The following is an 18,098-nucleotide window of genomic DNA, read 5'->3' as shown; positions in this document are numbered from 1 at the left end:
TATATTCGTGTTATTCTTTACCTTCTACCTCCACCAAAGTGGCCGCCGCCACCGCCGGAAGAGTGTCCGCCGCCAAAACCGCCACCGGAAGAACGTGTGCCACCAAAGCCGCTACCGGAAGAACGTGTGCCACCAAAGCTACCGCTGTTATAACTTGGTGTAGACCTGGTGGAATTACCAAAGCTACTGTTACTGCGAGTGCCGATCGAATTGGAACGAGGCGTATCGGTTCTGCCACCGAACGACCTGTTACGTCTACTGCGGGTTGTATAAGTACTCCCTGGCTGTCTGTTGCGATTTGTCGTTCCACGAGCGAATCGCCCTGTACTGTATGTATCTCCGCTGCCGCCAAATCTCCAGGTTCTGTTTCCGGTCAAGCCACGGGGGTTGCCTTCGTATACACGTGCATAGCCTCTACCATACCCGCCATACGGATAGTTATACCAGCCTCCGTAATATGAACCATACCATCCGCTATAGCCATAATACCAAGGATTGTACCATGGATCGTAGAAACCATAATAGCCACCATACCAAGAACTGTACCAGGGATCGTAGAACCCAGTATAACCATAATACCATGGGTCATACCACGGATCGTAAAAACCCCAACCGGCACGCCAATAAGGATAGGCTCTCCAACGATAGCTGCTGTAGAACCACGGATTATAATAGCCGTCCCAGCGGCTCATCCGACTTGTATATTCAAAGTCATCACCATCGACCATCGTATCATAATACTTGCCGACAAAAGTGGTGTCGATGTAGGTAGAGTCGGGATAAACCCCTCTACCCTTCTGAAATTCGATGACATCGTTGCCACGATTGTCCGTTCCTATCTTCTGATAATGACTCCAATACTTACCATGACGATTATATTCGTCTACATCACGGTCGCTGCCACTATAAGTCACTTCACGATCATTCGTTCGCACCTTTGGCTTCTTAACGGTAGGCAAGTTAGACGGAAGAATGTACATATCGTCCTGTGCCAACATCTTATAGGGCATCATTCCCAACAATAGGGTGAATAATATGAGCTTTTTCATCTTGTTACTCCTTTCTAATATATGCTTTTCCACAATGCAAATATATCAAATATGTTTATGCAAATATAAGGAAATTCCCTAACTATGGATAGGTTTTTCCCTATTTTTTATACCTTTGTGGCATCTTTTACGTTAAGAATATGAAATATAAGATAGCAGACTTTAAAATAGCCTGTACGCCGGAGCTTACGCAAATTGCCAAAGACCTGTTACCTGATTTGATGGGAGAAATTGGCTTTGAGTCGTTTGAAGACACTCAAGATGGACTCAAAGGATACATTCCCGCAGACTTACTGGACCCCAACAGCTTGAAGCAAGTGCTTGACACCTTTCCCTTAGAAGGCGTCAACATCACCTACACGCTTTCCGATACAGAAGACAAAAACTGGAACGAGGCCTGGGAAAACATGGGGTTCGCACCCATCAACATTGACAACCAGGTGCTGGTTTATGATGCAAGAGCTGGGAAGAAGCCCGACGGTGACTCGCTCATCAACATCGGAATCGAAGCAAAACAAGCCTTTGGCACGGGAACTCACGAAACTACTCGCATGATGATTGGAGCCATGCTACAGCTGTCACTGAAAGGAAAACGGGTTCTGGACTGTGGATGCGGCACGGGCATTTTGGGCATCGCCGCCCTTAAACTGGGCGCAGAGGCGGTCGTTGGCTTCGATATCGACGAGTGGAGTGTGGAAAACACCCAACACAATGCTGCTATCAATGAGGTCGACAACATCGAGGTTTTTCATGGTGACGCACACGTTTTATCGCATGTGTCGGGGGTATTTGACGTGGTGTTGGCCAACATCAACCGCAACATTCTTCTGAACGACATGACCGCTTATCTGGAAATAATGAATGCTGACTCGATATTGATCATCAGTGGCTTTTATGAGGAAGATGTAAAATTGCTTGACGAAAAAGCCAACACATTAGGATTAGTAAAGACAAGCCAAAAAACAGATAACCACTGGTGCTGCTTGACATTCATCAAACAGTAACTATATAGAAACCAGCTGATTACGAACAGAATACAGATGCATGTTCAAACTCATTGACTTTGTCCCTCAAAGTCAATGGGTTTGGCCTTCAATAGGATTGACTTTGACGCCTAAAGTCATAGAGATTGGCTGGCCTTCAAATAGCTGTACGGTTTTTAGTTGGTTATTCTAAAATACTTGTCAATATTTTTCAATAATATTATTTTACTTGTCAATCGCCCTTTCGAGGCTCAAAGGTATGAAAAATCATTGAACGATGGCCATGATAGAGCGTCGATTGCATCGAGCTGTTTGACACATCCCCATGTTCACCAAGTTACCTTTTGGCGACCAATGGTCATCTGCTTCAAATCGTAAAACGAGCCGTTGTAGACATTCAAGTCAACGAATCCTTTGATACCGGGCAGTTTTCCGGCATCAGTATGCTGCCAGAATTTCCACTTGCCTTTGTAGGTCACCTTCTCAACATAGTAATGGGCTATCCAATAGGGATAATCATCAAAAACGGGTGCGCCCAGATATTCGTCCTTAAATTTATAATAGGTATAAATCATGGGCTTTACATGGTACTTGTCTTCGACGATGTGCAACCAGGTGAGGATATCTCGTTGAAAGTCTTCAACGCTCTGGTCTTTAGGTTTGTGTTCAACATCCAATACCGGCGGCAGGTCACCATCTTCCAGATGTACCTGCTTCAAAAAATAGTATGCCTGATCTCTGGCCGACGAATGGTTGCTCCAAAAATGGTATGCCCCCCTGATAAAACCATGTTCGCGCGCATTATAAAAGTTGTCGTTGAAATTGTCATCCAGTTTGTCGGCACCCTCTGTTGCCTTGATCATGACAAACCTGAGCGGGCACCCTCCTATCATACCATTGCGCAACAGTTGCCAATGGATGTCACCTTGATAGTGAGAGATGTCGATACCATGTATCTCATAACCTGCGGGGTAGTCAGCATCACCATAAAGTGCGCGCCACCTGAACCCGGTAGGACTTACAAAAAACTCATAGAATGCCCACATATAGAGTAGTGCAAAGACAATGCCCCCTACCCAAACGGCCCGTCGGGGACATCTACCAAAGAATCGTGTGCGTTTCTTTCTGACTCGCTTTCTTCTTTTTCTTGTTGGCATTGAATGATGAAATTGAAAAAGAGAATCTGCCATGCAATACGTAACCGAACTACATCAGCAGACTCTCTTTAGGCTGGTTCTATAAATTAGCTTTGTTAGATTTTGAGCTTATTTTTGAGGTCAAAATGCAAGAGAGTAAAGGAGTGTAGCGAGCTACACGACTGAACGAACTTACATTTTGAACAAAAAAACGGAGCAAGCCGAATACAATCAAACTTGTTTGAATTGTTGAGGCGCAGCCTGTTTTATATAAAAAGAAGCCAAAAGATAACAAAACGTATTTCATAAACATTTAATGACTATGTGCGGTGGTAATTTATAGAACCAGCCTTTATAGTAGTTTTAACTGTCAGTAAGATTATTCCTGCTCCAATGCCAAGGTTCGTGTGGTCTGGTCACAAACCTCACTGGGGCCCCAATACTGGATAGGACCTGGATAAACATAGCATGTATGGTTAGCCCATTCGTCACGGTTGGCGGCGAAAGTCTTGAAAGGCTTGCCTTCCAACTCTACCAACGCCTTGCGGATAACCGGTTTCATTTCACCTGTACGACGCTCCATGTTCATCATCATGGTGATAGGTACACCACCTGCTTTCCAGTTGTCGGTGCAGTCGGTGGTATTCTTGACAATAGCCATGTATCCTGTCTTACCGTTCGCGATGAGCTGAGCAGCACTGGTACCAAGCGCATAGCAATAGTCGGCATCAAAATTAGACGGCGCAGCACAGCGACCTTCGTAACCAAAGAAATGGTGAAGAGGTGAGAACTTACCTTGATATTTGCCTTGCTTCTTCCATTCATTGAGCTTAGCGGCAACCATGTTGGACAGCAACTTCTCGGTCTCAATTAAGGAAACCTGAACATTTCCGTGTGGGTCGCGATCCAAACTCAGCTGACGAGCCACATCTTCCGGCAATGTTTCGAAAGTAGAGCGGTTGGCGTCAGAGAGGTGAGCCAGGATGTATTCACGTTGTGCATCCTTGTCCAAATCCTTATAATCGGCACCATGAGCGGCCAGCAGGTCGTTCAATTCGGCGATCAAGCGGCCGATGGCGGGGATGAATTCTATCAAGCCTTCGGGAATGAGGACCACGCCAAAGTTGTTTCCTTCTTTGGCACGATAGGCCACAACAGAAGCAATGTTCTCAACAATTTCATTCAACGTCTTGTCTTTTGCCTGTATTTCTTCAGAAACAAGACAAATGTTTGGCTGTGTCTGCAATGCACACTCCAGTGCAATGTGAGAGGCCGAACGTCCCATCAGCTTGATGAAATGCCAGTATTTGCGAGCCGAATTGCAGTCACGCTCAATATTTCCAATGAGCTCTGAATAGGTTTTGGTTGCCGTATCAAAGCCAAATGAGGTTTCAATTTGCTCGTTCTTCAAGTCGCCGTCAATGGTCTTTGGACAACCGATGACCTGCACGCCATACTGTTTGGCAGCGTAATATTCGGCCAAAACACAGGCGTTGGTGTTTGAATCGTCACCACCAATGATGACAAGTGCTTTGATATCCAGCTCGCGAATCACCTCCAGACCCTTTTCAAACTGGTCTTCTTTCTCCAGCTTGGTACGTCCAGAGCCAATCATATCAAAACCACCCGTGTTGCGATATTTCTCCAAGAAACCAGCAGTAATCTCGATATAATTATGATCTACCAAACCACCAGGCCCCATCAAGAAGCCATACAAGCGGTTTTCTTCGTTCAACTTCTTCAAAGCATCGAACAAGCCACTAATCACATTATGTCCACCAGGAGCCTGACCTCCACTGAGGATAACGCCTACATTCATCAGCTTGTGTTCACATTTATCACCTGGCACAAACTCAACGAGAGGCATTCCGTATGTATGTGGGAATAATTTTTTGATTTCATCCTGATCATCAACACTTTCAGTTGGTGCTCCTTCCTGAATTTTTACAGCACCTTGAAGAGCTTTTGGCAGTTTTGGCTGATAAGAAGCTCTTTCTTTTTGTAATGCACTTGTTTTCATCTTTGCAATTTTACTAATATAATAAATGATAAATTTTCATTGCTCTTAGGTTTTGCAAATTTACCCTTTTTCTTTGAGATAGAAAAACAAACAATCAAGAAAACAAGATTTTTCCAGTCAATGTGTTGCAAATACAGATAATTTTTCTACCTTTGAACTATCATTCAATTTCGTACAAACTATAAAGAGACAATTCATATGGCAAACAAAAGAGATTTAAAACGAATAATTCATTATGTTTGTAGTGACCTTTTAGCAGAATGCGTAGCCGCCTCGCTGTATAGTGAAAAACCCGAAAAGGAGAATATTGATGCGCTGCTGACGTCGATCTTGACGTTGCAGAGTCAATATATTAAGCGCGTATCTCATCCCGAACCAGGAATGAAGCAAAAGGATTATTACAAGGATTTGATTGCAAAATTCAACTCAGACGTGTCTGAAATTGTAGATCAAATATCGAATATTTATTAAAAAAACCGAAGCGTATATGCTAAATCGTTTGTGTAGATGGCTATTATATAGTTGCATGGGATGGACAAAAGTTGTAACTGTTGACCATCCCGACAAATACATTATCTGTCTTGCCCCACACACCAGCAACTGGGATTTCATCATCGGCCTGCTATATATGCACGCTGAGGGCATGAAATCAAACTTTCTGATGAAGAAAGAATGGTTTGTAGGCCCCCTCAAACCCCTTTTGAAAGCCATGGGGGGAATACCCGTTTGGCGCTCAAAACATACGAGCATGACGGACAACCTTGCGGCCTTCGCCCAAAAGGAGAAAACTTTTCAACTCTGTATCACACCCGAGGGAACACGATCTCTGAACCCGGATTGGAAGCTGGGATTCTATTACATCGCCCTGAAAGCAAACATACCCATCCTCTTGTATGGTCTTAACTATCAACGCAAGACAATAAAATGTACGAAAAAGATTGTTCCCACAGGAAATGTAGACGAGGAGATGAAAGAGGTGAAACTATATTTTAAAGGCATGCAAGGCAAACATCCTGAGAAATTTTCGATAGGAGAAATTGCCCAATGAGGTTACGCACGGTTTTATTTCTGTACTGCGTGTGCCTGTCACTCCACCTATCTGCTCAGTACAACAGTAGCTTCACGCGAGCATGGGGCGATATTGACCATCGGGATAAGCCGTGGGTGACGAACACATCGAAGACCAACAAGATTACAAAAGGACTGAAGAATAGGCATATTTCTGTATGGGCAAGCCATGGCTACTATTACGATCAGAATAAATTTAAGTGGAAATGGCAGCGACCAAACCTATTTGGAACCACCGAAGATTTGTTCACTCAAACCATTGTCATCCCCTACCTTATTCCCATGCTCGAGCATGCTGGAGCCTGTGTATTTACACCCCGAGAGAGAGATTGGCAAAAGCATGAGGTCATTATTGATAACGATGACCCAAACAAAGGGACATCCTATCTTGAGATAAACGTTCATGGAAATTGGGAACGAGCTCATACAAAAGGCTTTGCAAGGACAAAAACCATCTACAATGATGGCGACAATCCCTTTCAGCAAGGTAGTGCGAGAATAGCTCATTCAACCAAAAGCAGGCATCCAAGCCTGGTATCTTATCAGCCTAATCTGCCTCAAGCTGGACGATATGCCGTATATGTGAGTTATCAAACGGTAGACAACAGTGTGGATGATGCCGAATACATCGTCTATCACAAGGGTCAGGAAACTGCTTTTAGGGTCAACCAGCAGATGGGAGGAGGCACTTGGGTTTATCTTGGCACCTTCGATTTTGACGCTGGAAGTAATCAGTTTAACCGTGTAGTGGTGACAAATCGCTCGAAGAAGAAAAGACGCTTCGTGACGACTGATGCCGTTAGATTTGGTGGTGGAATGGGTAACATTCAACGTGGAGGAAGCATAAGCGGTCTGCCACGGACGCTTGAAGGTTCGCGATATTATGCACAATGGGCTGGTGCACCCTACAGTGTCTACGGAGGAAAAGGCGGTCAAGACGACTATTCCGATGACATCAACACCCGATCCAAAATGACAAATTGGCTCTCAGGCGGAAGTGTATTCGCGCCATCACTGCCAGGACTAAGGGTTCCCCTTGAGTTGGCATTGGCTGTTCACAGTGATGCAGGATATAGTGCGGATGGAAAATCGCTCACTGGTTCTTTGGCTATTTGCACGACGAACTTCAATGACGGACGCTTGAATGCCGGGATTTCGAGAATGACCTCAAAGGATTTCGCCAATGACTTACTGCAAAATGCAGTCAGAGACCTGAGTACCGACCAAAGACCCTGGCCCAAGAGATACCTTTGGGACAGAAACTATTCGGAAACGCGTGTGCCAGAAATCCCCTCTGCGATACTGGAAACCATGTCTCATCAAAACTTTCCAGACATGATTCTCGGTCAAGATCCCAACTTTAAGTTCAGCTTTGCCCGTTCAATCTATAAGACCATATTAAGATATATCAATCGACAGCACGGAAAATCGTTTGTTGTTCAACCATTGGCACCACAAGATTTCCGCATCGAGTTTACATCTAAGAACAAGGTAAAACTGTCATGGTCCCCACAAACCGACCCCAAAGAGGAAACGGCAACACCATCATCGTATAACGTATACATGGCGACAGGAACGAGTGGATTTGACAATGGTAAGAACATCAGCAGAACATCTTATTCGATAGAACTTGAACCTGATGTGCAATACAACTTTAAGATTACGGCCTGTAACAAAGGTGGAGAGAGTTTTCCCACAGAAACTTTGTCGGCATACTATTCACCATTAGCCACTCAAACGGTACTGGTTGTCAACGGATTCAATCGTCTTTCGGCGCCCAAGGTAATCGATGATGAGCTTCAACAAGGCTTTGACCTCCATGAGGATATTGGGGTTGCGTACGGAAAGACTGCGGGGTGGGCAGGATATCAAACGGCTTTTGACAAAACACGCATGGGCAGTTTGACAGAAAAAGGTTTGGGATATGGAGGCAATGAACTGGCCGGACAATTCATTGCAGGTAACACTTTCGATTATGTAGTAGACCATACGGCCGCCATTGCGAGTTCTAAAAAGTACAATGTGGCGAGTTCATCCAGCCAAGCAGTATGGTCTGGCGAAGTAAAACTGACCAAATATCCCTGTATTGACCTGATATTAGGATTGGAAAAATATGAACCGTACACAGTAAAATACTATAAATCGTTCACCCCTCAGATGCAAACTCTGTTGACAGACTATGCCAATCATGGCGGAGCAATCATGGTTAGCGGCTCGTATATTGGCTCGGATATGACCTTTGAAACCGAAAGATCGTTTCTCAACAACGTTCTGAAACTATCCTATACGCCCAGCGATAGTATTGTTTCCTCTAATGCTGTACATGGCCTGGGCATGAACATGACGTTCTACCAAACGCCTAATGAAGAGCATTATGCCGCGCAATGGCCCGAAGTTCTTTCTCCCAATCCAAGTGCTATGTGTGTCATGCAATATGCTAATGGTACCAGTGCCGCAGTTGCGTACAAGGACAACCATTATAGATGCTTCACCATGGGTTTCCCGTTTGAATGCATCATCGATCAAAAGAATAAAGAACTGCTGATGCGGGGAATATTAAACTATTTGCTAGAATAACGGACAGGCTCGCCCAGCAGCTTATGGAAGCACAACAATGGCATGAGAATTGCAGTTTGATTGACATAAACAACCACTTATATAATAGCAGAAGATATGAAATATAAAATCCAATCCAATCCATCTGGCACGAGATGTATCGAAGTTTCGGACGAACATCTGACCTGTATTCAGAAATATGCTTTATTCGAAAACCTGGTTGATAGCACGGGCATCATTGATGAAGATATACTGAACAAGCTAAAACTGAATGTCAGATCCTTGTTAGAATCAGATGCAAATCATGACAAAGCCCTACTGGATCTTTGCCTTGACGTTATCTACCACGCCAACATGAAGGCATTTGGCCTCAACCAATTGGTGAAACTGTATATAGACTGGGCAAACCAAAAGACCGAGGATAAAGAATGTATCACGAGTCGTGAGGACTAAAATAAAGACAACACTCATTTGAAAGATTATCAACTTACTGATTTTCTTCCAACCACTAAGAAGGAATGCAAGTTAAGAGGTTGGGAAGAACTGGATGTCATCTTGTTTTCAGGAGATGCCTATGTTGACCATCCATCCTTTGGAGTTGCCGTCATAGGGCGTTCACTTGAAGCTGCGGGATACAAGGTTGCCATCGTTCCTCAGCCTGATTGGCATGGCGACTATCGCGACTTCAAGAAGCTGGGTAAGCCGAGATTATTCTTCGGTATCTCACCAGGTTGCATGGATTCGATGGTAAACAAGTACACTGCCAACAAAAGATTGCGCAAGGAAGATGCCTACAGTCCTGACGGAAGACACGATTGTCGTCCTGAATATCCAACCGTTGTTTATTCAAAGATTCTACGTCAACTATACCCTGACACACCCATTGTATTGGGTGGCATTGAGGCTTCCATGAGACGTCTTACGCACTATGACTACTGGCAAGACGCTCTTCGCAAATGTATTCTATGCGATTCGGGTGCCGACATGATTCTGTACGGCATGGGAGCGAAGTCTGTTCTGTGCTTATGTCAAAGGATAGCAGCCGGTGAACCCATCCAACAGATTCACGATATCCCACAGACTGTATATCTAACTCAAAAAGAAGAGATCGATGGGGGCATCAAAGATGACGACATTATCCTTCATAGTCACGAGCAATGCTTGAGGGAAAAACGACTGCAAGCCGATAATTTCAGGCATATAGAAGAAGAGTCCAACAAGATACATGCACAAAGATTGATTCAGGCTGTGGACAATAAATATGTGGTAGTCAATCCTCCTTTTCCAACTTTGTCAACTAAAGAGATTGATGCTTATTATGACTTGCCCTATACGCGCGTACCACATCTCAAATATAAGGGCAAACGCATTCCTGCCTACGAGATGATAAAATTCTCGGTAAACATCCACCAAGGCTGTTTTGGCGGTTGTGCCTTCTGTACGATATCGGCTCATCAAGGGAAGTTTGTCACTTGCCGATCGAAAGAAAGCATCTTGAGAGAAGTAAAACAGGTGATTGACATGCCTGACTTTAAGGGTTATCTTTCTGATCTTGGAGGGCCGTCAGCTAACATGTATGGCATGGCAGGTAAGAACCATCTGGCTTGTGAACACTGCAAACGCCCATCCTGCATTCACCCAAAAATCTGCCCCAATCTCAACACAGACCACAGTAAACTACTGGATATCTATCGATCCGTCGATGCTATTCCCGGTATAAAAAAGAGTTTTGTCAGCAGTGGTGTTCGGTATGACTTGCTGTTGCACAAGAGCAAGGATGAAACGACGAATGCCGCTGCACAAGAATATACCAAGGAACTGATTAAGAACCATGTGAGTGGTCGCTTGAAGGTAGCACCCGAACACACGTCAGATACTGTTTTGAACTTGATGCGCAAGCCTTCATTCAAGTTGTTCGAACAATTTAAAGTCATCTTTGACAAAATCAACAAAGAAGAAAATTTAAAGCAACAACTCATCCCCTATTTCATCAGCAGTCATCCCGGTTGTCAAGCACAAGATATGGCAAATCTTGCCATCATCACCAAAAAACTGAATTTTCAGCTTGAACAGGTGCAGGATTTCACCCCTACTCCCATGACTGTCAGCACAGAGACATGGTACACAGGATACGATCCTTACACGCTGGAACCAGTTTACTGTGCCAAAACACCAAATGAAAAACTTGCCCAACGACAATTCTTCTTTTGGTACAAACCCGAGGAAAGAAAGAACATTGAAAGGGAGTTAAGAAAGATAGGAAGGCCAGAACTCATCGAACAGCTTTTCTCCCATGCACCAAAGCCACCAAAAACATCTTCCAGAAAAGATGAAGCAAGCTCGCAAAGAACAAACAACAAACGCCCTGCTTCTTACAATCCAAACTTTTCAAACAAGCGAAAAAGGGAGAAACACAAACGTCGAAACTAAATAGACGTACACCACAAACCAAACAACGCTCATCATAGAAGACGACATAAAGGTACATAAAACGGCGAAAGAAAGTTTGTTTAGTCAAACGATAGCAACCTATGACCGTCCTAAAACAAACTTTCTTGCACGTCGCTTAATCACACATTACTTTCACAAACCTAATGAACGCAGGCTTTTCATCCCAAGACATGGAAAATTACTTATCATCAATATGCAATTTTCTGCTCACTCTTGAACATCCTACAAAAACAGACAACACACAAAGTAATGCGATGACTACTCCTGCTTGTTTCCTCATTGACAGTGATGATTAAGCTAAATTATTTAGATTTTTTCTTTAATTTCAATGCCGGGATTTTAACTTTTTCACCCTCCTTCACTTCGTTCTTCTCATTGACAGCCTCCATGTAGCACTCCATGCCAGGCCCTAAGTAAGTTTTACTGATAGAAGTCAAGGTCTGTCCTTTACGCACCGTTACGGTTTGTGCCACACCTGTTATGACATAGGCACCGGTTCTAACTCTCGAATCTGAATCATATTTTGAGGCCATTGTTTGGCTGTTCTGTGGAGACTGGTCACGCTTGACGCTCTCAGATGCCACTTTAGCAGCTGCATCCTTCTCTTTTTTCTCGTCTTGAACACCATTGTCAGACTGCTCTATTGATTGCATACTCTGATTAGCAGCAGACGTATTTTCCTGTCCCGCACTGTTTACCGCCGCATTTTCGGAGGCCGATTCGCCTTGAACACCAGCCACGTTTTCCTTCACTTGCGCAGCTTGTTTAACAGCATGCAGCTCTGCCATCAAATGCTCTATTCGATTATCACGAGCCGCAAACTGCTTACCGATATAATAACCGCCAAGACATGCCACTAACAGCAAAGCACATACGGCACCAATCAGTATCTTTTGATTTCGCTGAGTTCGAGCCAAATTAGCACGCAACTGTTGATTTTTTTCATTCAACTCATTCAGTTCGGCTAACTCAAGTGATTCTTTTTCTTCGTTTTCCTTTATTGGTGAGTGCGACTTGTTATCTGTTTTTTCTGTAACATTTCCTTCTTCCAAGACAGGCTGGTCATCAACCGCAGGAGTTCCTTCAATGGGCGGAACCTCTATCACCTCTTGCTCACGCACGCCATCTTCAATGAGATTGCCAGAACGAGGCTCAGTGTCGTTGGTAACCAACACCTCCCCATTCACAGTAGATGACGGTCCAGGTGATGGTTCAGGTGATGATTTTTCTTGAAGATTGTCCTGCGGTTCAACTTCAACCTGTTTTTCTTCCGTAGTCAGAACGGTCTCCACAGGTGCGCTGCTGTCATCGTTTTCTTGTTCCTCGAGTTGCTGATAACGTTCATCTATCTCCGAAAAATCGGCATCATCGCTCACTGTAACCGTTTCAAACTGCTCGAACGGACTGTTCACCTTATCCCTCAAGACAGGTTCGGGCGTGAAAGAAATCTTCTCTCTCCCCTCAATGATGATGCGTTCACCCGTGTTCACATCCACACTCTCACGGGCATTCACGGATGTCACCTTGAACGTTCCAAGTCCTCTAATCTTAACTTGTTTATCGGCTTTAAGGCCCGTTGTCAAAACGTCTACGAGCAAAGGGATAAAAAATTCGGCCTCACTTTTCGATAGCTGGTGCTGTTCTTCCAACACGCTCGCCAAATCTGTGATCTTTATCATGAGTCGCCTCCTTTCTTCAACTGTTCTTTGACGGAAGGCATGGGTCTGAAACTAAGAACCAATTTTGGGGGAACCAACATCTTCTTGCCTGTTGAAGGATTCATCAGGATGCGTTCCATCCGCTTTTTCACTTCAAAAGTACCGAATGAAGGGATGGAAATCGATTCGCCCTCTCCAAGAATGTTTGTCATTTCTTCCACGAGCGTACGAACATAGTTTTGCGTTTGTTCTTGCGTATAGCCCGCACGTCGTGACAATTCTGCAATAAACTCTTTGTTATTCATGGAACTTGCTGTATATGTTTAGACAATCTCGCCGTACAAATCAAACTCTTCGGCATCAGTGATCTTCACTTGATAAAAAGAACCAATCTGCACGACCTTCTGTCCGCCTTGTATTAATATTTCGGGATCGACCTCTGGGGAACAAAATTCCGAACGCCCGATAAAATAGTAGTTTTCCTTCCTGTCTATGATTACTTTCATGGTTGAGCCTATCTTTGCGGCCTCTATCTCGGCACTGATTTCCTGCTGAACCGCCATCAACTCATCCAATCTTCGCTGCTTCACATCTTCAGGTACGTCGTCTGCATAGTGATTGGCACCGTAGGTTCCCTCCTCTTCCGAATACATGAAAGCACCCATGCGTTCAAATCGGGCCCATTTAACAAAGTCGAGCAACTGCTGAAAATCTTCCTCTGTTTCGCCGGGAAACCCGACCATCAGCGTGGTGCGCAGATGAATGCCTGGCACCTTTTCTCGGATGGTGCGAATCAAATCCATGGTTTCCTGCTTGTTCACATGCCTGTGCATGCGCTCAAGTACCGAGTCGGAGATATGCTGCAGCGCGATATCAAGATACTTGCAGACGTTTTGTTTCTCGTTCATCACGTCCAAAAGCTCAAGTGGAAACTGGTTTGGATAAGCATAATGCAAGCGTATCCACTCAACCCCTTCCATGTCAGCCATCTCGCTAATCAAATCCGCGATGTGCCGTTTGCCATCAAGGTCTACCCCATAATAAGTCAACTCTTGGGCGATGATTTGAAACTCTTTCACCCCATCAGCCACCAAGTTACGAACCTCTTGCAGAATTTCGTCTTTCGGTCGGCTGACATGCTTGCCAGTTATGAGGGGAATGGCACAATAAGCGCAGTGACGATTACAGCCTTCTGATATTTTAATGTAGGCATAGTGAGCGGGCGTCGTGAGATGTCGCTGACCGTTGCAAGCCTTGATTTCAGCCTTTCCCAAATCAGCCAACAGCTGCTTGTAATTGAACTTGCCATAGAATTTGTCCACCTCCGGAATCTCATTTTCAAGCTCATTCTTATAGCGTTCACTGAGACAACCCATGACAAAAAGTTTGTTCAAACGACCTTCTTTCTTCGCTTCAACAAATTGAAGTATCGTATTAATACTCTCTTCTTTAGCTGCTTCAATAAATCCACATGTATTAATCACTGCAATCTCACCATCAGGTTGTTCACTGTCGTGCGTGCAGTCGTACCCATTCGCTTCAAACTGCTTCATCAGCGTCTCGCTGTCAACGAGATTCTTTGAGCAGCCCATCGTAATGATATCTATCTGATTCTTCTTCAAAATTATGGACTTTCTGTTATAATTCGTGCTGGAACAAACTGTCTACAAACTCTCGTCTGTTGAACAGCTGCAAATCATCCATCTGTTCACCCAGTCCGATATATTTCACAGGCACCTTCAGTTGGTCGCTGATACCGATGACCACGCCCCCTTTGGCCGTTCCATCCAATTTTGTGATGGCCAGCGAGGTAATCTGAGTGACGGCAGAGAACTGCTTTGCTTGCTCAAAAGCGTTTTGTCCCGTGCTACCATCCAAGACGAGCAACACCTCATCAGGAGCCTGAGGCAGAACTTTTTTCATCACATCCTTGATTTTCTTCAATTCGTTCATCAAACCCACCTTGTTGTGCAAGCGACCGGCTGTATCGATTAACACCACATCGGCCCCATTGGCCTTTGCACTTTGAAGCGTATCAAACGCCACCGAAGCCGGATCGGCTCCCATCTGTTGACTCACCACAGGCACGCCTACCCTTTCGCCCCAAATCTTGATTTGGTCTACGGCAGCAGCACGATAGGTGTCGGCTGCTCCCAGGAATACCTTTTTACCCGATGCCTTAAACTGATAAGCCAGTTTGCCGATGGTTGTGGTTTTGCCAACTCCATTGACACCAACGACCAAGATAACATACGGCTGATGGTCGGCGGGTAGATCCCAATTCTCGTGATCCTCGGTGTTGTTTTCAGCCAATAAGGCCGCAATCTCATCGCGCAAGATAGAATTGAGTTCAGCAGTTGACACATACTTGTCGCGTGCCACCCTTTGCTCGATTCGTTCAATGATTTTCAGCGTTGTGTCAACACCGACATCCGATGTGACGAGCACCTCTTCCAAGTTGTCCAGTACCTCGTCATCGACCTTAGACTTGCCTGCAACAGCACGTGACAACTTTGAGAACACACTCTGCTTGGTCTTCTCCAGACCCTGATCCAGCGTTTCTTTTTTCTTCTTATTGAACAGACCAAAAATACCCATATATTACCTTATTGTTGTTGAGTCACTCCTGAATGGAGTATAATTATTCTAAAATTACCTGCCGCAGCTTTTGCAAAGTTGGTGCGAGCCAAACACAAAGCAAGTTTACTTGTTTTGGTGAGGCGACGCCCAACTTATGCAAAGTTGGTGCGAGCCGAATGCAAAGCAAGTTTACTTGTTTTGGTGAAACGACGCCCAACTTATGCAAAGTTGGCGCGAGCCGAATACAAAACAAGTTTACTTGTTTTGGTGAGGCGATGCCCAACTTATGCAAAGTTGGCGCGAGCCGAATGCAAAGCAAGTTTACTCGTTTTGGTGAGGCGATGCCCAACTTATGCAAAGATAGCACATTTTTTTGACTCTTTCTGTTTATCAAATAGATTTTCAACCAATTCCTTCATAATTGTAACGCACGTCATTGCAACAGCTCTTCCAATTGGTTATAAGAACAAGTTTTCAATGCCGTGTAGCCAGCCTTTTCGGCTCTACGAACATCACGAAGACATATCATCAAACAACCAATCAGTCAACGCATTACAAACTCATTGACTTTACCAGCCAATAACATGCGAATAAGGGCGAAAACTCTATGACTTTGAGCACCAAAGTCAATGGGTTTGCATCTGTGTTACATGAATGTGTAAATGGATAGGCTATTTTTGAAAAAAAATAGGAATGCGACAACCAAAGTTGGCAGGATATGAGCCACCGGATTTATGATTGTTATCGGTGGGCTTGTTTTTCATTCAAACGACAACTTGTGAAGTGCGTTTTTCAAACGTTCGGCCTCTGATTGACGAATGGCCAGCGTGATACTACAGGTGTTGTCAAAAGTTTGTGAAACGATTCGAGGCTGCATATCTTTCACAATTCTCATCACCTGGTTCATCATGGGATAGGCAAATGTGCAGGTGATGGTTTCTTCTACCAGTTTTACCTCTATCTGTGATGCCTCAATGGCTGCCGAAGCAGCTGAGCGGTAGGCGACAATAAGTCCACTGGTACCCAACTTGGTACCACCAAAATAGCGGATTACAACTATTAAGATGTCGGTTAACTCGAAGGAATTGATTTGTCCCAGTATCGGTTTTCCTGCGGTACTCGACGGCTCTCCGTCATCATTCGCCCTGAAGTTAACACGTTCAGCCCCCAGCATATACGCGTAGCAACAGTGTCGGGCGTCATAATATTTTTTCTTGTACGCCTGCAAGATTGATTTTATTTCGTCTTCAGACGTTACATGATGCGCAAAGGCGAGGAATTTACTCCTCTTCTCAGAGTAAAATCCCTCGCCTACTTTTTGTGATATTGTCTTGTATTCGTCTAATATCATGACAGCTTGTGAATCACCAATCCGCTACGTAGCTTGGGTTCAAACCACGTTGCTTTTGGTGGCATAATCTTTCCAGAGTCAGCAATATCCATAATCTGCTGCATGGAAACAGGATAAAGAGCCAGTGCCATCTTCATTTCTCCACTGTCTACTCGACGTTCAAGCTCTTCCAAGCCACGCAAACCACCAACGAAATCAATACGCTTGTCTGAACGTAAATCCTTGATTCCGAGTAATTCATCGAGTATCAATCGAGAAGAAATATCTACATCCAACACACCAATTGGATCGTTGTCGTCGTAGGTTCCTGGTTTTGCTTTCAAGCTATACCACTTTCCGTCGAGATATAAAGAGAATTCATGCAACTGCTGTGGCTTGTAACTCTTCGTACCTTCCTCTGTTACATCAAAGTTTTTCTCCAGAGCTTTTAGGAACTCTTCTGATGACATTCCGTTCAAATCCTTCACCACTCTATTATAATCTAAAATGGTTAACTGAGATGCAGGGAAGCATACAGCCATGAAATAGTTATATTCTTCATGACCCGTATGATTAGGATTGGCTTTTGATTTTTCAACCCCAACCAATGCAGCAGCTGCAGAACGATGGTGACCGTCAGCGATATACAAGGCTGGCATCTTCTTAAATTCAGCGGTAATGGTTTCTATATCCTTTGCATCAGAGATTACCCAGAACTGATGTTTGAAACCGTCAATAGGAGCAATGAAGTCGTATTCAGGCTTTTCTGAAGCATACCGCTCAATCAATGACGTAAGCGTTTGATTGTCGGGATAAGCAAAGAAAACAGGTTCTATGTTGGCATCACATACCCGTACATGCTTCATTCTGTCTTCTTCTTTATCTCTTCGAGTCAATTCATGCTTCTTAATAACCCCATTGAGATAATCTTGGCAATAAGCACCTACTACCAATCCATACTGTGTTTTACCATTCATGGTTTGGGCATAGATATAGTAGTTTTCGTGTTCGTCTTGCTTGAGCCAACCTTTCTCTTGAAACTTCTTAAAGTTCTTGGCAGCTTGCTCATAGACGCGTGGGTCATATTCAGATGTTCCTGGCTCGAAATCGATTTCTGGTTTTATAATGTGATACAAACTCTTCTCATTATCTCCAGCTTCTTCTCTCGCCTCATCAGAATCTAAGACATCATATGGACGTGACTCAACCTCTTCGACTAAATCTTTTGGAGGTCGAACACCTTTAAATGGTTTGATTGTTGCCATGG

15 protein-coding genes are annotated in these 18,098 nt (G+C 44.2%); 6 read left to right on the top strand and 9 right to left on the bottom strand.

Annotated elements, in window-relative coordinates; all coding sequences use genetic code 11:
- Positions 1–17: 17 nt before the first annotated feature.
- On the bottom strand, positions 18–1,049 hold the full coding sequence (locus tag NQ518_RS02010) for a hypothetical protein (RefSeq protein WP_227204951.1): 1,032 nt from the start codon (positions 1,047–1,049) through the stop codon (positions 18–20).
- A 140-nt stretch (positions 1,050–1,189) separates the two neighbouring features.
- Here NQ518_RS02010 and prmA point away from each other — a divergent pair, with 140 nt between their 5' ends.
- Positions 1,190–2,053: a 50S ribosomal protein L11 methyltransferase gene (gene prmA, locus NQ518_RS02005; protein ID WP_227960998.1), complete on the top strand. Its 864-nt coding sequence runs from the start codon at positions 1,190–1,192 to the stop codon at positions 2,051–2,053.
- 308 nt (positions 2,054–2,361) lie between these two features.
- On the opposite strand, the gene NQ518_RS02000 is transcribed toward prmA, so the two are convergent.
- Complete coding sequence (locus tag NQ518_RS02000; RefSeq protein WP_227961000.1) at positions 2,362–3,189, bottom strand: glycoside hydrolase family 25 protein; 828 nt, start codon at positions 3,187–3,189, stop codon at positions 2,362–2,364.
- A 358-nt stretch (positions 3,190–3,547) separates the two neighbouring features.
- Positions 3,548–5,188 carry a diphosphate--fructose-6-phosphate 1-phosphotransferase gene (locus NQ518_RS01995; protein WP_227961002.1) on the bottom strand — a complete coding sequence of 547 codons (1,641 nt, stop codon included), beginning with the start codon at positions 5,186–5,188 and terminating at the stop codon, positions 3,548–3,550.
- 198 nt (positions 5,189–5,386) lie between these two features.
- Here NQ518_RS01995 and NQ518_RS01990 point away from each other — a divergent pair, with 198 nt between their 5' ends.
- From NQ518_RS01990 to NQ518_RS01970, 5 genes are all read left to right on the top strand, one after another.
- Positions 5,387–5,659 carry a hypothetical protein gene (locus NQ518_RS01990; protein ID WP_227204943.1) on the top strand — a complete coding sequence of 91 codons (273 nt, stop codon included), beginning with the start codon at positions 5,387–5,389 and terminating at the stop codon, positions 5,657–5,659.
- 16 nt (positions 5,660–5,675) lie between these two features.
- Positions 5,676–6,236: a 1-acyl-sn-glycerol-3-phosphate acyltransferase gene (locus NQ518_RS01985; protein ID WP_227204941.1), complete on the top strand. Its 561-nt coding sequence runs from the start codon at positions 5,676–5,678 to the stop codon at positions 6,234–6,236.
- On the top strand, positions 6,233–8,833 hold the full coding sequence (locus NQ518_RS01980; protein ID WP_227204940.1) for a golvesin C-terminal-like domain-containing protein: 2,601 nt from the start codon (positions 6,233–6,235) through the stop codon (positions 8,831–8,833). The genes NQ518_RS01985 and NQ518_RS01980 overlap by 4 nt, the downstream gene beginning before the upstream one ends.
- A gap of 96 nt (positions 8,834–8,929) precedes the next feature.
- A complete protein-coding gene (locus NQ518_RS01975; RefSeq protein ID WP_004350388.1) occupies positions 8,930–9,265 on the top strand; it encodes a hypothetical protein in 336 nt (111 codons plus the stop codon).
- Between the two features lie 18 nt (positions 9,266–9,283).
- Entirely contained in the window at positions 9,284–11,242 is a 1,959-nt protein-coding gene (locus NQ518_RS01970) for a YgiQ family radical SAM protein (protein WP_227204938.1), read from the top strand.
- Positions 11,243–11,565: 323 nt separating this feature from the next.
- On the opposite strand, the gene NQ518_RS01965 is transcribed toward NQ518_RS01970, so the two are convergent.
- From NQ518_RS01965 to NQ518_RS01940, 6 genes are all read right to left on the bottom strand, one after another.
- Complete coding sequence (locus tag NQ518_RS01965; RefSeq protein WP_227204936.1) at positions 11,566–12,942, bottom strand: HU family DNA-binding protein; 1,377 nt, start codon at positions 12,940–12,942, stop codon at positions 11,566–11,568.
- Positions 12,939–13,226: an HU family DNA-binding protein gene (locus NQ518_RS01960; protein WP_227204934.1), complete on the bottom strand. Its 288-nt coding sequence runs from the start codon at positions 13,224–13,226 to the stop codon at positions 12,939–12,941. Before NQ518_RS01960 ends, NQ518_RS01965 begins: the two co-directional genes overlap by 4 nt.
- Positions 13,227–13,244: 18 nt before the next feature.
- Positions 13,245–14,543 (bottom strand): 30S ribosomal protein S12 methylthiotransferase RimO, encoded by a 1,299-nt coding sequence (gene rimO / locus NQ518_RS01955; RefSeq protein ID WP_227204931.1) that lies wholly within the window; start codon positions 14,541–14,543, stop codon positions 13,245–13,247.
- 16 nt (positions 14,544–14,559) lie between these two features.
- On the bottom strand, positions 14,560–15,519 hold the full coding sequence (gene ftsY, locus NQ518_RS01950) for a signal recognition particle-docking protein FtsY (protein WP_227204930.1): 960 nt from the start codon (positions 15,517–15,519) through the stop codon (positions 14,560–14,562).
- Positions 15,520–16,261: 742 nt separating this feature from the next.
- Complete coding sequence (locus tag NQ518_RS01945) at positions 16,262–16,852, bottom strand: IMPACT family protein (protein WP_227204928.1); 591 nt, start codon at positions 16,850–16,852, stop codon at positions 16,262–16,264.
- A complete protein-coding gene (locus tag NQ518_RS01940; RefSeq protein ID WP_227204926.1) occupies positions 16,849–18,096 on the bottom strand; it encodes a DUF1015 domain-containing protein in 1,248 nt (415 codons plus the stop codon). Before NQ518_RS01940 ends, NQ518_RS01945 begins: the two co-directional genes overlap by 4 nt.
- Between the last annotated feature and the right edge of the window lie 2 nt (positions 18,097–18,098).

It is taken from the genome of Hoylesella buccalis ATCC 35310 (assembly GCF_025151385.1).
Taxonomy (GTDB): Bacteria; Bacteroidota; Bacteroidia; order Bacteroidales; family Bacteroidaceae; genus Prevotella; species Prevotella buccalis.
The sequence above is the reverse complement of the archived record's forward strand: the minus strand, read 5'-3'. Positions and strand labels throughout refer to the sequence as shown.

Coding starts and splice junctions, on each gene's coding strand:
- NQ518_RS01975 (WP_004350388.1), top strand. CDS start 8,930: ATGAAATATAAAATCCAATCCAATCCATCTGGCACGAGATGTATCGAA.
- prmA (WP_227960998.1), top strand. CDS start 1,190: ATGAAATATAAGATAGCAGACTTTAAAATAGCCTGTACGCCGGAGCTT.
- NQ518_RS02000 (WP_227961000.1), bottom strand. CDS start 3,189: ATGCCAACAAGAAAAAGAAGAAAGCGAGTCAGAAAGAAACGCACACGA.
- NQ518_RS01965 (WP_227204936.1), bottom strand. CDS start 12,942: ATGATAAAGATCACAGATTTGGCGAGCGTGTTGGAAGAACAGCACCAG.
- NQ518_RS01990 (WP_227204943.1), top strand. CDS start 5,387: ATGGCAAACAAAAGAGATTTAAAACGAATAATTCATTATGTTTGTAGT.
- NQ518_RS01960 (WP_227204934.1), bottom strand. CDS start 13,226: ATGAATAACAAAGAGTTTATTGCAGAATTGTCACGACGTGCGGGCTAT.
- NQ518_RS01945 (WP_227204928.1), bottom strand. CDS start 16,852: ATGATATTAGACGAATACAAGACAATATCACAAAAAGTAGGCGAGGGA.
- ftsY (WP_227204930.1), bottom strand. CDS start 15,519: ATGGGTATTTTTGGTCTGTTCAATAAGAAGAAAAAAGAAACGCTGGAT.
- NQ518_RS01980 (WP_227204940.1), top strand. CDS start 6,233: ATGAGGTTACGCACGGTTTTATTTCTGTACTGCGTGTGCCTGTCACTC.
- NQ518_RS01985 (WP_227204941.1), top strand. CDS start 5,676: ATGCTAAATCGTTTGTGTAGATGGCTATTATATAGTTGCATGGGATGG.
- NQ518_RS01995 (WP_227961002.1), bottom strand. CDS start 5,188: ATGAAAACAAGTGCATTACAAAAAGAAAGAGCTTCTTATCAGCCAAAA.
- NQ518_RS02010 (WP_227204951.1), bottom strand. CDS start 1,049: ATGAAAAAGCTCATATTATTCACCCTATTGTTGGGAATGATGCCCTAT.
- NQ518_RS01940 (WP_227204926.1), bottom strand. CDS start 18,096: ATGGCAACAATCAAACCATTTAAAGGTGTTCGACCTCCAAAAGATTTA.